The organism is Microbacterium immunditiarum (genome assembly GCF_013409785.1).
GTDB classification, from domain to species: domain Bacteria; phylum Actinomycetota; class Actinomycetes; order Actinomycetales; family Microbacteriaceae; genus Microbacterium; species Microbacterium immunditiarum.
Genome location: NZ_JACCBV010000001.1, coordinates 2,177,915 through 2,191,179 on the forward strand (window position 1 = coordinate 2,177,915; position 13,265 = coordinate 2,191,179).

General features: G+C 70.9%; 12 protein-coding genes. 7 read left to right on the forward strand and 5 right to left on the reverse strand.

Going from position 1 to position 13,265, the window contains the following annotated elements; genetic code table 11:
• The first annotated feature begins 24 nt into the window (after positions 1–24).
• Both BJ991_RS10055 and BJ991_RS10060 read left to right on the forward strand, forming a co-directional pair.
• Positions 25–414: a putative quinol monooxygenase gene (locus BJ991_RS10055; RefSeq protein ID WP_179489656.1), complete on the forward strand. Its 390-nt coding sequence runs from the start codon at positions 25–27 to the stop codon at positions 412–414.
• Between the two features lie 78 nt (positions 415–492).
• Positions 493–1,089, forward strand: a complete 597-nt coding sequence (locus tag BJ991_RS10060) for a TetR family transcriptional regulator (protein ID WP_179489658.1) — start codon at positions 493–495, stop codon at positions 1,087–1,089.
• A 28-nt stretch (positions 1,090–1,117) separates the two neighbouring features.
• Here BJ991_RS10060 and BJ991_RS10065 read toward each other — a convergent pair whose 3' ends face one another.
• The gene (locus BJ991_RS10065; RefSeq protein ID WP_179489660.1) at positions 1,118–1,429 is read right to left on the reverse strand and encodes a hypothetical protein; all 312 of its coding nucleotides are present in this window, start codon (positions 1,427–1,429) and stop codon (positions 1,118–1,120) included.
• Positions 1,430–1,692: 263 nt separating this feature from the next.
• Positions 1,693–5,361 (reverse strand): S8 family serine peptidase, encoded by a 3,669-nt coding sequence (locus BJ991_RS10070; RefSeq protein ID WP_179489662.1) that lies wholly within the window; start codon positions 5,359–5,361, stop codon positions 1,693–1,695.
• A 330-nt stretch (positions 5,362–5,691) separates the two neighbouring features.
• Here BJ991_RS10070 and BJ991_RS10075 point away from each other — a divergent pair, with 330 nt between their 5' ends.
• Positions 5,692–6,648 (forward strand): helix-turn-helix domain-containing protein, encoded by a 957-nt coding sequence (locus tag BJ991_RS10075; RefSeq protein WP_179489664.1) that lies wholly within the window; start codon positions 5,692–5,694, stop codon positions 6,646–6,648.
• A gap of 19 nt (positions 6,649–6,667) precedes the next feature.
• On the opposite strand, the gene BJ991_RS10080 is transcribed toward BJ991_RS10075, so the two are convergent.
• Positions 6,668–7,978 (reverse strand): MFS transporter, encoded by a 1,311-nt coding sequence (locus BJ991_RS10080; protein ID WP_246301072.1) that lies wholly within the window; start codon positions 7,976–7,978, stop codon positions 6,668–6,670.
• A gap of 20 nt (positions 7,979–7,998) precedes the next feature.
• Here BJ991_RS10080 and prfB point away from each other — a divergent pair, with 20 nt between their 5' ends.
• From prfB to smpB, 4 genes are all read left to right on the forward strand, one after another.
• A complete protein-coding gene (prfB, locus tag BJ991_RS10085) occupies positions 7,999–9,111 on the forward strand; it encodes a peptide chain release factor 2 (RefSeq protein ID WP_179489666.1) in 1,113 nt (370 codons plus the stop codon).
• Positions 9,112–9,202: 91 nt separating this feature from the next.
• Positions 9,203–10,333: a cell division ATP-binding protein FtsE gene (gene ftsE / locus BJ991_RS10090; protein WP_179489668.1), complete on the forward strand. Its 1,131-nt coding sequence runs from the start codon at positions 9,203–9,205 to the stop codon at positions 10,331–10,333.
• Positions 10,330–11,244 carry a permease-like cell division protein FtsX gene (ftsX, locus tag BJ991_RS10095; protein ID WP_179489670.1) on the forward strand — a complete coding sequence of 305 codons (915 nt, stop codon included), beginning with the start codon at positions 10,330–10,332 and terminating at the stop codon, positions 11,242–11,244. The genes ftsE and ftsX overlap by 4 nt, the downstream gene beginning before the upstream one ends.
• 71 nt (positions 11,245–11,315) lie before the next feature.
• Positions 11,316–11,792, forward strand: coding sequence for an SsrA-binding protein SmpB (gene smpB / locus BJ991_RS10100; protein ID WP_179489672.1), 477 nt, complete (start codon positions 11,316–11,318; stop codon positions 11,790–11,792).
• A gap of 30 nt (positions 11,793–11,822) precedes the next feature.
• On the opposite strand, the gene BJ991_RS10105 is transcribed toward smpB, so the two are convergent.
• Both BJ991_RS10105 and BJ991_RS10110 read right to left on the reverse strand, forming a co-directional pair.
• Positions 11,823–12,497, reverse strand: coding sequence for an SIMPL domain-containing protein (locus BJ991_RS10105; protein ID WP_179489674.1), 675 nt, complete (start codon positions 12,495–12,497; stop codon positions 11,823–11,825).
• A 29-nt stretch (positions 12,498–12,526) separates the two neighbouring features.
• The gene (locus BJ991_RS10110; protein ID WP_179489676.1) at positions 12,527–13,147 is read right to left on the reverse strand and encodes a hypothetical protein; all 621 of its coding nucleotides are present in this window, start codon (positions 13,145–13,147) and stop codon (positions 12,527–12,529) included.
• Between the last annotated feature and the right edge of the window lie 118 nt (positions 13,148–13,265).

Below are 13,265 nucleotides of genomic sequence, written 5' to 3' on the forward strand. Positions count from 1 at the left end.
CACAACCGCGTTGGGAGAAATGTCATGCCGCCACTCACCTTCATCGCCTCGTACCGCGTGGTCCCCGGGCACCTCGAGGACATCCGCGCGCTCGCGATCGAGTACGCCGATCTCGTCGAGCGCGAGGAGCCACGGTGCAGGAGCCTTCGCCTCCACTTCAGCGACGACGGATCGCGATTCGTCCACCTGGCCGAGATGCGCGACTCGGAAGCGATGGAGTCGCATCTCGCTCTCGTCGGCGCGTTCATCGAGCGCTCGGGGGATGACCTCATCGCGGAGCACCTCATCGTGATCGGCGAGCCCGGTCCGAGGCTTCAGGGCGCGCTCGAGCGCAACTCCGCCGCCGGCACCACCATTGCGGTGTTCGAGCCGGCCGGGCTCGGGTTCGATTGCCTCCCGGCCCTCGCCGGGTGAGCAGGCGAACCGGTCGCGGGTCGGGGCGGCGCTAGCCTGTCTAGGAAATGGATCAGCTCACACCGACAGGTCAGCGCCGTGCCCGCCCCGCGCTCGACTGAGGCGACCTCGCGGCTGCGCGCGGACCTGCTCGGGCATGCACGCACGCTCGTGCGCCGCGACGGGCCCTCGGCGCTCACGATGCGGGCGCTCGCGCAGGAGGCGGGATGCTCGGTCGGGCTCGCCTACAAGGTCTTCGCCGACCGTGAGGAGATCGTGATCGAGCTCATCACGCTCGAACTCGACGACCTCGTCGAGCAGTTCGACGAATGGCTCGCCGAGACCGCGCAGCACTCGGTCTCGGCGAACCTCGACCGCTACGCGACGATCCTGCTCGATTCGCCCACGGCGGGGCTGGTGCATGCGGAGCTCATGGATGCTCGGATCGTCGACGTCCGACTCGCTGCGGCGACGCGCGACTCCGCGTTCCTCGCATCGCTTCACACCACCGTGCCCGACTATCTGCGGCTCGAGCAGCGACGCGGACGCGTGCGAGCCGACGTCGATGCGGATGCGTTCGGATTCCTCATCACGAGCGCGATCCACAACCTCATCGCGGCAGGGAGCGCCTACCCGCGTCCGACGCGCGCCGAGCTCACCGCGATTCTCGACCGGGTTGCACAGACGATCACCTGACGCCCCGGGTCGCACAGTACCGCGCTGATCACCGGGAGCGTGCGACCGGACCAGATCCGCGTGGCGGCTTCTGCAACTCCCAGGGCATCGGCGCACCCGACCGCATGCCCGGCCCATGGGCGCGCACATACGCCATGTGGATGCGCTGGGCCGCCTCGCGCAGCGTCGTCGCCCAGCCGATGACCTCGCCGCGCCAGACCGCGCGATAGCGGACCTCTTGCCCGTTCATGACGCGCCGGATCTCGATCGTGCCGTACTCGGTGCCGTCCGGCGCGACCATGCGCCACGTGCCCGTCGGACCCTCGACAGCGGCGAGAACAGGATGCCAATCGCTGACCAACCGGAGTTCCCCTCTCTCCGGCCGATGACACCAGGATACGTCGCGACCACCGACACGACCCGGGCGATCACCCGCGCTGCCGAAATCGGCGCGCGCGGTTGTCACAGGCGACCGCGCATGCAGGAAGCGGCAGCGCGCACACATGAACCGAGCCCGCGAAGCGCCGGCGCACCGGCCCGCGAGCGCGCGAGCGCGTAAACGAGCTGCGCGCGCGAGGAGGGGCCGCCCGCCGTAGCGGGCGACCCCTCCCGGGCCAGTGCCGGTCAGCCGCGAGGACCGCCGCCGGCACCCTTCGCCGGAGCGATCTGCAGCGCCTTCACGATCTCCTGCGAGAACGTGCCGCCCGCCGCATCCGTCGCCGTGACCCGCAGGTCGAGCCAGCCGCCCGCGTCGGGCGCGGGGAGCTCCGCCGCGAAGGCCCGCACGAACGAGCGGCCCTCGGCGAAGATGCCGCCCGGGTGCTCGACGGCGCCGGTCGGGGCATCCGTCTTCGCGTCCTTCAGCGTGACGGGCTTCCACACGCCGTCCGCACCGCGCACCTCGAGCGTGGCCGCGGTGACCTTGTCGGCGCCTTCCGCGCCGGCGACATGGCCGAGTTCGAGGGTCAGCGCGACGGATGCGCCCTTGCGGCGTCCGTCGCCGGCCAAACCGGTGTCACCGACCTCGACGTCGTAGTACGCCTGGAGCATCGGCAGCAGCTTCTGCTCGTAGTCGTCGAACGTGCCGGTCGAACGGAACGTCCACTCCGTCGTCGTCGCGGTCGACCCCGCGAGGTGCGAACCGTCGTGCGTGGCGGTGTTGACGACGCGGAACTCCGACTCGCCGTCGGGCAGGCCCCACACGTTCGCGCCCTGGAAGGGGCCGGAGCCGGCAAGCTCACCGTTCACGTACACCTCGGTGAACTGCTCGATGCCGGGGAATCCCGAGAAGACGTCGAACGAGCCCGTGTGCGCGGGGTCACCGCCGTCGGCCCACGACGGAAGGTTGACCTGCGCGCCGTCGCCCGCGCGGTGCGGTGCCCAGTATCCGGTTCCGACGTACGGACGCACGATGCCGCCGAAGTACTCGACCTCGACTCGCTGGCCGGGCTTGTACGTGCGCTGGATGTCACGGATCTGCCAGCCCACCGACGCCACGGTCGCGTCCTGGTACCACGAGAGGCGGTCGGTGTTGACCCACTCGGTGCGCTCCATGCCGCGCGACGTGCGCATCGCGAAGCCCTTGCCGTGCTCGACTCCGGGGACGAAGTCGTAGCGGAACTCGCCGACCACTTCGCTCTGGCCGAAGTAGGTCGTGTCGATGCGCGCGAGCTTGCCCGGCTTGTAGGCCAGGTTGCCCGGGATCTCGCCGTCGCTGTAGCGGGCGATGTCCCACACCTCGTCGGCGATCGCCATGCCGGTGGCGTTCACGGTGACCTTCTTCTTCGCCATGTCGGCGAGCAGCGCACGGCCCTGCACGCCGCTGATGCCGGCGACGGGAAGCGCGATCTCGGTGCCCTCGTACGGGTTGCCGACCCATTCGCTCAGCTCGCCGTCGGCGTCGTTCGCGACGATGAGCATCGCCGCGCCGGCCGCCGCGGCGTTCGCCGCGCGATCCCACGACGCGACCGCGTCGGAGCGGGTGACGACCGCCGCCTTGCCCTTGACGTCGACCGCGGCGAAGTCCTCGACGCTGCCGGTGCCCGCGTCGACCGCGACCGCCTTGAGCGAGCCGTCGAGCAGCTGCGCGCCGGCCTGCGGGATCACGTCGAGCTCGAGCTTGCCAGCCGTCACCGACAGCATCGGGCGCTGCAGGCGCCAGCGGGTGGTGTAGTCGAAGTCGGCCTCGGTCGCCGTGAGCGGCTGCGCCCACAGCTCGTCGACCCACACGGGCATCATCGCGCTGCCGGCGAAGCCGTCGGACGTGTAGTCCACGCGACGGAACGTCGGCTCGAGGCCCTTCTCGCCCACATCGACGGTCACCTGCTCCGTCGCGCGAGCGTCGAGCGCGACCGTGCGGTCCTGATCGAGCACGACGTCGGGGTCGCCCACGAGCACGTTCGCGATCGTGTCGGGCGTGCGCGCGACCTCGAAGAACGACATGGCCGAGTACGTGCCGGCCGGCAGGCGCAGCTCGGTCGTGCCGTCGACGGCGACCGGCGAGAACCCGCCCGTCTCGCCGTTCCACAGCCAGACGAAGGTCGCCACGGGCTCACCGTCGAAGCCGGTCGCCGTGAAGGTCAGGTCGTAGCGCTCCGCCTCGACGATCGCTCCGAGCGCGGTGCGCGCGACGGACTGGTCGCCGATCGACGCGACGAGCTCGCCCGACAGCTGCGTGCCCGCGGGGATCTTCGCCGGATCGACCGTCAGCGTCACCGAACGCTCCTCGCCCGCCGGGATCGTCAGCTCATCTGCGTCCATCGTGAGGGCGTCGAACGGCGCCTCGACCGACAGCGGGCCGGGACCGACCCCGCCGCCACCACCCGACGGGGGAGTGGTGTCGTCGAGCGTCGCCGCGAGTGTGACGGTCACCTCGGCATCCGTCTCGTTCGTGTACTCGATCGTCCGCGACACGGGCTCGGGCGCGTCGCCCCACGACAGCATGCCGAAATCTCCCGACCCGGACGCGATCACGGGCGCGTCGAGCGCCGCGTCGACATCGAGCACGCCGGCGCCGACCTGGTACGCCGTGAGGTCGACGTCGACCGCCGAGCTCACGAGCGCCGCCTTGAGCTGGTCGGCGGTGTACTCCGGATGCCGCTGCTTGACGATCGCGGCCGCGCCCGCAACGTGCGGCGTCGCCATCGACGTGCCGCTCATCGATACGTAGGGTCCGTCGCCGAAGCTGTCGGACGACCGTGCCGCCACGACGTCGTTGCCGGGGCCGACCATGTCAGGCTTGAGCGCGCCAGATCGGAAGAGCGGACCCTGGCTCGAGAACCACGACAGGTAGCCGGTCGGGTCGTCGACCGATCCGATGGTCAGCGCCGACTCGGCGGCGCCGGGCGAGCCGATCGTCTCGGGTGCGGCCGAGTTCCCGGCGGCGACGACGAACAGGGCGCCGGTCTCCTCCGAGATGCGGTTGAGCGACTCGGCCATGAGGTCGGTGCCGTCGGATGCCTCCTGAGACCCGAGACTCATCGACACGATGGGCGCGTTCTGCGCCGCCCACTCCATGCCGGCGATGATCCATGAGTCCTGGCCGTATCCGTCGTTGCCGAGCACCTTGCCGACGAGCAGCTTCGCGCCGCCCGCGACACCGCGGTGCTGCCCGTCGCTCGCGGCGCCGGAACCTGCGATGGTCGAGGCCACGTGCGTGCCGTGCCCGTGCGGGTCTTCGGCGACGTCCTGCCCGGGCACGAAGCTCGCGGCATCCGCCACGACACCCGCGAGGTCGGGGTGCGTGTCGTCATAGCCGGTGTCGAGCACCGCGACGGTGACGCCATCGCCCGTGTAGCCGGCCGCCCACGCCTCAGGCGCGTCGACGTAAGGCACGCTCGAGTCGAGCGTCGTCCGGACTTTGCCGTCCAGATGGATCGCGGTGATGCCGCCGGGGAAGGCGGCGCTGCTCGCCGAGAACGTCCGCGCCGCGGGCGCCGACGTGAGCGCGTCCCACAGCGACGCCGACTCCTCGTGCGACACCGTTCCGGCCGCGCCCGAGACGCTCGGCAGCGGCAGCGTGAGCTCCACGCCCGGCAGCGGGGTCGCGGACCGCGACACAGCCGACTTCTCGACGATGACCGGAGTGGCATCGACGGATGCGTCGTCGTAGCCGTACTCGATGAGCTTCGTCACGTTGAAGAGGTCGCCGTCGAGCGCGCCGGAGGCGAGGTACGGCTCCGCGTCGGCCGGGATCACGTGGAGGTCGCCGTCGACCTCGAACGTGCGGATGCCCGCGCCCGGGTCGGCGGTGTCGATCTCGACCGCGGACTGGCCGCCCGCGAGCTCGGTCACCGTCACACGGTCACCCGTGAGCAGGGTGACGGTGACCGAGCTGGGGGCCCCCGGCGCGCCCTCCGGGGGCGAGGCGGCCGGGGCGACTGCGGATGCGGGGACCGCGGCGCCGATCGTCGCGATCCCTATCGCGAGACAGCTCGTGGCTGCGGCGATCGGTCGCAGGCGACGCGCGGACGGGTGTAGACGTGGCAAGGGAACCTCCAGGGGTCAGGGAGTGTCACGAATCTCTCACGGGGGACGCGTAGGGTGGTGGCGGAGAAATGCCATGGCCTGCTTTCGCCAGGCGAGACGCGGGTCGGCGCACGGAGCCTCCGCAGGGAGCGGCGCATGCTGGATGCACTCGGCCTCGACGAGTCCGACACCGATGTCTATCGGTCGGTGCTGGAGCGCTCCTCGGCCTCGGCCGACGAGATCGCGGCCGAGCTGGGCTACACGCTCCCGCGCGTCCGTTCGATCTTCGCGAAGCTCGAGAAGCTTGGTCTCCTCGCCCGCCAGGGGGCCGAGTCGGCGCGGGTCGTCGCGTCGCCGCCCGCGATGGCGCTGCGCCCGCTGCTGCTCGAGCACGAGCGCGGGCTCACGCGCGCGCACGAGGCTCTCGCCGAACTGAGCGACGCCTACCGCCGGACGACGGACCAGCGCACCGCCGCGGACGTCGTCGACGTCGTGATCGGCGACGACGCGGTACGCCAGCGGTTCGCGCAGCTCCAGGCGGCAGCAGAGCGCGAGGTCCGCGCGCTCGTGCTGAGCGACGTCGCGCTGCTCACGGCGGAGGAGAACGTCGAGGAGGAGCGCGCGCTCATGCGCGGCGTCCGCTACCGCGTCATCGTCGAGAGCGCCGTCCTCGAACGCCCGGGCTTCCTGCAGGGCGCCCGCGAGAGCGCGCCCGTGGGCGAGGAGATCCGCGTCCTCGCCACCCTTCCGACGCGCATGGTGATCGCGGACGACACGTTGGCGCTCCTGCCCATGCGCGCGCAGGGCGAGCACGGCTTCGGCGCACTCCTCATCCACCCGAGCGGACTGCTCGACCTCGTCATGGCGATCTTCGAGGAGTACTGGCGCGCGGCGACCCAGTTCCTCGCGCCGCCGGAGACGTCGACGAGCGCCGAGGTCGACCGCGACCTCCTCAAGCTGCTCCTGCTGGGACTGACGGATGCGGCGGCCGCGGCGCAGCTCGGAATCTCGGTGCGCACGGTGCAGCGCCGCATCGCCGAGCTCATGAGCCGCGCGAACGTGACGACGCGCATCCAGCTCGGCGCGGAAGCCGTCCGGCGGTCCTGGGTCTGACGCCCGAAGTCCCGCGAGCTCACCGCGCCCGCGGCACGAACCGCGGCACCCACCGCACGAACCCGTACGCGCCGACGAGCCCGATCACTCCCATGGCCCCCGTCGCGATCGACAGCGACGTCGCTGCGGCGATCGCCGACACGAGCAGCGGCGCGAGCGCGCCGCCCGCGTCGGTGAGCGTTCGCCACGAGCCCAGGAACGGCGCGGGATCGGCGGGCGGCGCGACATCCGCCCCGAGCGTCAGCAGGATTCCGCTCGACAGTCCGTTCCCCACGCCCAGCACCGCTCCGAACATCGCGAACCACATGGCGGCGGAGTCCAGGTCGTGCGTGAAGGCGAGCGCGATGAACCCCGCGCCCATGAGCACCATCGCCGGCAGCGCCGCCCACAGGCGGCCGAAGCGGTCCATCACCTGGCCGCTCGCGTAGAAGAGCGCGAAGTCGATGGCACCCGCCACGCCCACCACGAGCGCGATCGTCTGCGCGTCGAGCCCGAGCGACACGCCCCACAGCGGCAGCACCACCTGGCGCGCGGAGCGCACGGCCGAGAGCGACGCCGCCGCGAGCCCGAGGCGCGACAGCACGTTCCGGTGCCGCCACATCGTGCGGAACACCCCGGCGCGGTCCGCCGTCGGGATCGAGCCCGTCACGGCCTCGCCCGTGTCTTCGCTCATCGTGTCGTCGGCCGCGGTGTGCGTCGTCGGTGCGGGCGGGGCGGACGCGGCATCCGTCATCAGCGATCTCTCGGGGTCGCGCCCGAACGTCACGAGAAGCCCGGTGGCCAGCAGACACATCCCGAAGAACCAGATCGCGGCATGCGGGTCGTCGAACACGGCGAGCAGGCCCGCGGCGATGAAGGGCCCGACGAACACCCCGAGCCGGTAGCTGCCGCCGAGCAGCGACAGCGAGCGTGCGCGGAACGACAGCGGCACGCGCGTCGTCATGAACGAGTGGCGGGCGAGGCCGAACGCCGCCGCGCTGAATCCGATGAGAAGGACGGATGCCGCGAACACCCCGAGCACGGGAGCGAGCGCCATCGCGACCACGCCGACGAGTGAGACGCCGGCGGCGACCATCATCGTGAGGCGCTCGCCGATGCGCGCGACAGCCCATCCGGCGGGGAGGTTTCCGACGAGTTGTCCGACGACGAGGGCGGATGCCACGAGCGCCGCCACCGGAACGCTCGCGCCCAGCTCCGCGGCGATGACCGGAATGAGGGGGAGGACCGCGCCCTGGCCGATACCGTAGAGGAGGGTCGGACCGTAGATCATCGGGGCGAACTGCCACAGCATCCGTCGTGTGTCGTCTGCTGGGCGTTCGGTCACGACCATCCACGTTAGTCTGGAGTGTCATGCTCGAATTCGATCCGTCCGACGACATCCAGGCCCTGCGCTCCACGTTCGCCGACATCAAGGCGGTGGTCGACGTGCCCGCGCTCGAGGCCGAGATCGCGCGGCTGAGCGAACAGGCCGGGCAGCCCGATCTGTGGGACGACGTCGAGAAGGCGCAGAAGATCACGAGCGCCCTCAGTCACCGCCAGGCCGAGCTCAAGCGCGTGACCGACGTCGAGCGCCGCCTCGACGACCTCGACGTCCTCGTCGAGCTCGCCAACGAGATGGACGACGAGGACGCGGCCGAAGAGGCCCGCCGCGAGATCGCCGAGCTCGAAGACATCGTGGGCCAGCTCGAGGTGCAGACGCTGCTCGACGGCGAGTACGACGAACGCGCCGCGGTCGTGACGATCCGCTCCGGCGCGGGCGGCGACGACGCGACCGACTTCGCCGAGATGCTGCTGCGCATGTACCTGCGCTGGGCTGAGCGCCACAAGTACCCCGTCAAGGTGATGGACACGTCTTATGCCGAGGGCGCGGGCATCAAGTCCGCGACGTTCGAGGTCGACGCGCCGTACGCCTACGGCACCCTCTCGGTCGAGGCCGGCACGCACCGCCTCGCGCGCATCAGCCCGTTCGGCTCCGCCGACAAGCGCCAGACGTCGTTCGCCGCCGTCGAGGTCATCCCCGTGATGGAAGAGGCGCAAGAGGTCGACATCCCCGAGAGCGACATCCGCGTCGACGTCTTCCGCTCGTCGGGGCCCGGCGGCCAGTCCGTCAACACGACCGACTCGGCTGTGCGCCTCACGCACATCCCGACCGGCATCGTCGTGTCGATGCAGAACGAGAAGTCGCAGATCCAGAACCGCGCGGCCGCGATGCGCGTGCTCCAGACGCGTCTGCTCTTGCTCAAGCGCGAAGAAGAGGCCGCCAAGAAGAAGGAGCTCGCCGGCACGATCACCGCGAGCTGGGGCGACCAGATGCGCTCGTACTTCCTCTACGGGCAGCAGCTCGTGAAGGACCTGCGCACCGGCTACGAGGTCGGCAACCCCGCGATCGTCTTCGACGGAGATCTCGACGGCCTCATCTCGGCCGGCATCCGCTGGCGCAAGCGCAAGTCCGAAGAGGACTGACGATCCTCCCGATCTTCGGGGTGAGACGGATGCCGCCGCGGCGGGTGTCGCTGGGCGACCACTCGGCCCGCGCGCTTAGGCTCGTTAGGCCATGATCCGGTTCGAGAACGTCACGAAGCGCTATCGCGGCACCGCGAAGCCTGCCCTGAACAAGGTGGACTTCGAAGTGCTGCGCGGGGAGTTCGTGTTCCTGGTTGGCGCATCCGGCTCGGGCAAGTCGTCGTGCCTGCGCCTCATCCTGCGCGAAGAGACCCCGAGCGACGGCCGCGTCGTCGTGCTCGGCCGCGACCTGCGGACGCTGTCGAACCGCAAGGTTCCGTACTTCCGCCGGCACATCGGGGCGGTGTTCCAGGACTTCCGCCTGCTGCCGAACAAGACGGTCTTCCAGAACGTCGCGTTCACGCTGCAGGTCATCGGCTCGTCCCGCGGCTTCATCCACCAGGCGGTGCCCGAGGTGCTTGCGCTCGTCGGACTCGCCGGCAAGGAGAAGCGGTTCCCGCATGAGCTGTCGGGCGGCGAGCAGCAGCGCGTCGCGATCGCGCGCGCCCTCGCGAACCGTCCGCAGGTGCTGCTCGCGGACGAGCCGACCGGAAACCTCGACCCCGCGACCTCCGTCGACATCATGCAGCTGCTCGCGCGCATCAACGACGGCGGCACGACGGTCGTGATGGCGACGCACGAGGCGGGCTTCGTCGACCAGATGCAGCGACGCGTGATCGAGCTGCGCGACGGCGAGATGGTGCGCGACGAGCGCCACGGCGGGTACGGCGACACGTCGAGCCTGCCGAGCCTCGCACCCGTGCCCGAGCGGGGAGCGGCCGCCGTCGCCGCGCTCACCGCGGTGCTCGAGCTGCAGCGCGAGATCAACGAGAGCGGCGTGGTCGACCTCGAGCCGGCGGCGGAGGCCGCTGCGACTGCGGCCGCGGAGGCCGCGGCACCCGAGATCCTCGCGACCGAGGCGGAACTCGAGCCCGAGATCGAGGCCGAGCCGATCGTGGACCCGGAGGGCGCGGCATCCGTCTCGTCTCGCGGTCGACCGGCACGCGCCCCCGAAGCCGACACGGCCGGGGAAGAAGCGGATGCCGCATCCGCCGCGGCCCCGCGCACCGCGCCCGTACCGGTCGCCGACATCCCCGAAGTCGACGTGGCCGAACTCGGGCTCGCCGAGCGCCTCGGCCTCGCCGATGCCGAGAACGACGAGGAAGTGGGTCCCACGACGTGAGGGTCGGGCTCGTCATCACGGAGGCGCTGACCGGTCTCCGCCGCAACGCGTCGATGGTCATCTCGGTCGTGCTCGTGACGTTCGTGTCGCTCACCTTCGTGGGCGCGGCGATGCTCATGCAGATGCAGATCGGCACGATGCGCGACTACTGGGTCGACCGTGCGCAGGTCGCGGTGTACATGTGCACGTCGATCTCGCAGGCGCCCACGTGCGTCGACGGCGCCGCCGGCGAAGAGCAGATCGCCGCAGTCCAGGACAAGCTCGCCGGTCCGGCGCTCGCGCCGCTCATCCGCGAGATGAGGTTCCTCGACCACGAGCAGGCGTATCAGGAGCTGCTCGAGCTCGTCGGCGAGGACAACGCGAGCGTGCTCACTCCCGAACAGGTCAACGAGACGTTCCGCATCACGCTCGTCGACCCGACGCAGTCCGACGTCATCGTCGAGGCGTTCCGCGGTGAGGCGGGTGTCGAGGACGTGCAGGATCAGCTGCAATACCTCGATCCGCTGTTCTCGGCGCTCACCGTCGCGACCTACATCGCCGTCGGCATCGCGGCGCTGATGCTCATCGCGGCCGTGCTGCTGATCGCCACGACCATCCGCCTCTCCGCCTACGCGCGAAGGCGCGAGATCGGGATCATGCGACTCGTGGGCGCCTCGAACGGCTTCATCCAATCGCCGTTCGTGCTCGAAGGCGTGTTCGCGGCGCTGATCGGCTCGGTGCTCGCGAGCGGCGCGGTCCTCGCGGGTGTGCAGTTCGGCGTCGAGGAGTATCTGCGCGGGCGAATCGAGTTCGTGACGACGTGGGTGGGACTGTCGGATGCCTGGCTGGTCGTGCCCGTGCTCATCCTGATCGGCGTCGTGCTGGCCGCCTTCTCGGCGGGCTTCGCGATCCGGCGCTGGCTACGGGCCTGACCGAGCCCGCGCGTCGGCTAGACTGACACGCTGCCGCGCGCCCGGTGCGGCACTCGATCGAGGGGTCCGTCATGCCCAAGGAACGCGGTGAGAAGGTCGTCGCGACCAACCGTCGCGCACGGCACGACTACACCATCGAGAAGACGTACGAGGCGGGTCTGGTGCTGACCGGTACCGAGGTCAAGTCGCTGCGGCAGGGCCGCGCGAACATCAACGACGGCTACGCCTACATCGACGGCGGCCAGGCCTACCTCGACGCGGTGCACATCCCCGAGTACGCGCAGGGCCACTGGACCAATCACGCGGCCAAGCGCACGCGCAAGCTGCTCCTGCACAAGGACGAGATCATCAAGCTCTCGCACGAGGTGTCGGCCGGCGGTTACACGCTCGTGCCGCTCAAGCTCTACTTCTCCGATGGGCGCGCGAAGGTCGAGATCGGCGTCGCGAAGGGCAAGCGGGAGTTCGAGAAGCGCCAGACGATCCGCGAGCGCGAAGACAAGCGCGAGGCCGAGCGCGCCATGCGCACCCGCAACCGCCTCGGCGAGTGACTCGGGGGAGCGGCATCCGGGTCGACGGGATCAGCGCGCGCTGAACCGCGCCTCGATCGCCGCGGTGACCACGATGTCTTCGGGCTGAAGGCTCACCGCCGGCGCCCCGCCGCCGGCGTCGGCGGCAGCGAACGCGGCACGCGCCATGAGCGGACCCTTCGCCATCGGCTGCGACTCCTCGCGCGCGAGCAGCCCGACGTCGGCGATCTGGAGGGGCGACACGGTTCCGAGCCCCAGCGCCGACGCGTACGCGGTCGCGCGCGCGACGGCGACGTGCACGGCCTGGGCAGCCGTATCGCGCTCGACCGCGGCGCGCGTCTCGGGCGTGAGCTGCCATTCGATCCAGCCGAGCTGGACACCGTCGCGCTCGGCGACCTCGGTCGCCCACCACGACAGCACCGTGAAGTCGCGGAAGGCGGCGGTGAAGTCGACGGACGCGTAGTGGACGGGGGCGAGGCGACGGCCTTCCGGATGCCACGGCCGCTCCGACCACACCGAGACGCGCTGGCTCGTCCACTCCTCGACGGTGCCGTCCGTCTTGCGGGCGGCGAGGTCGTCGCGCACAGGCTCGCTCAGGGCGGCCATGCGCTCGACGACGGCGCCGCGCTCGGGTCCCTCGGCCCGGACCGTGAGGTGCGCGACTGCGCGCTCGGGCTGGAGACGTGTCTCGTGCTCACCGCGCACCGAGATGGTGACTTCGCTCATGGACGAGAGCCTACGCGGCACGAGGGCGGTCAGCGGGGCTCGTCGGGTGAGGTGATGTACTCCAGGTATTCGGCGTAGGCGGCCCAGCGTACGTCGGACGGCGTGAAGAGGAACGCGCCGCCGGGGCCGCTCGTCTCGCTCGTGAAGAGCGTCGCCCCCGAGGCATCCGTCTCGCTTCTGGCCCAGCCCGTCTCTTCGAGGTGCTGCATCGCGCTCACGGCATTGTACGGGTCGATGCGCGCCCACGCGAGGTCGATGATGTTGTCGGTGGCGACCTCGGGGCCGGCGCCCCACCGGCACACGATCCAGCCGTCGGGCGGTCCTCCGGGGAAGTCGTCGAACGGGCGTGCGCCGATCTGCTCGTCGACGGTGCTCCACGAGACCCAGCCGTTGGACCGGGCCATCGCCTGATACTGCTCGGTCGACGTGTTCTCGCATGTCGCCGCCGTCGGAGTGGGGGCGGTCGTCGGCGTCGGCGTGGTCGTCGCCGTCGCGGTGGGCGTCGGGGTCGCCGTGCGGGTCGGAGTGGGCGTAGATGTCGGAGTCGGACCCGGCGTCGGGAGCGGCACGGCGAACACGAGGATCAGCACGAGCGCGGCCACGACGGCGGCGGCGCTGCCGGCGATGATCCAGAGGCGGGTGGTCGTCACCGGTCGAGCGTAGCCGCTCTGGCCGCTGCGCCCCGCGACGTCCCGCCCGCGGGCTGGCACACGGCCCGCATCTGCGCAACCCCCGCTCTGCCGCTCCCCGAAGTGATCTAGCGTCGGT

Coding starts and splice junctions, on each gene's coding strand:
- BJ991_RS10055 (WP_179489656.1), top strand. CDS start 25: ATGCCGCCACTCACCTTCATCGCCTCGTACCGCGTGGTCCCCGGGCAC.
- BJ991_RS10075 (WP_179489664.1), top strand. CDS start 5,692: ATGCTGGATGCACTCGGCCTCGACGAGTCCGACACCGATGTCTATCGG.
- BJ991_RS10080 (WP_246301072.1), bottom strand. CDS start 7,978: ATGGTCGTGACCGAACGCCCAGCAGACGACACACGACGGATGCTGTGG.
- prfB (WP_179489666.1), top strand. CDS start 7,999: ATGCTCGAATTCGATCCGTCCGACGACATCCAGGCCCTGCGCTCCACG.
- ftsE (WP_179489668.1), top strand. CDS start 9,203: ATGATCCGGTTCGAGAACGTCACGAAGCGCTATCGCGGCACCGCGAAG.
- smpB (WP_179489672.1), top strand. CDS start 11,316: ATGCCCAAGGAACGCGGTGAGAAGGTCGTCGCGACCAACCGTCGCGCA.
- BJ991_RS10105 (WP_179489674.1), bottom strand. CDS start 12,497: ATGAGCGAAGTCACCATCTCGGTGCGCGGTGAGCACGAGACACGTCTC.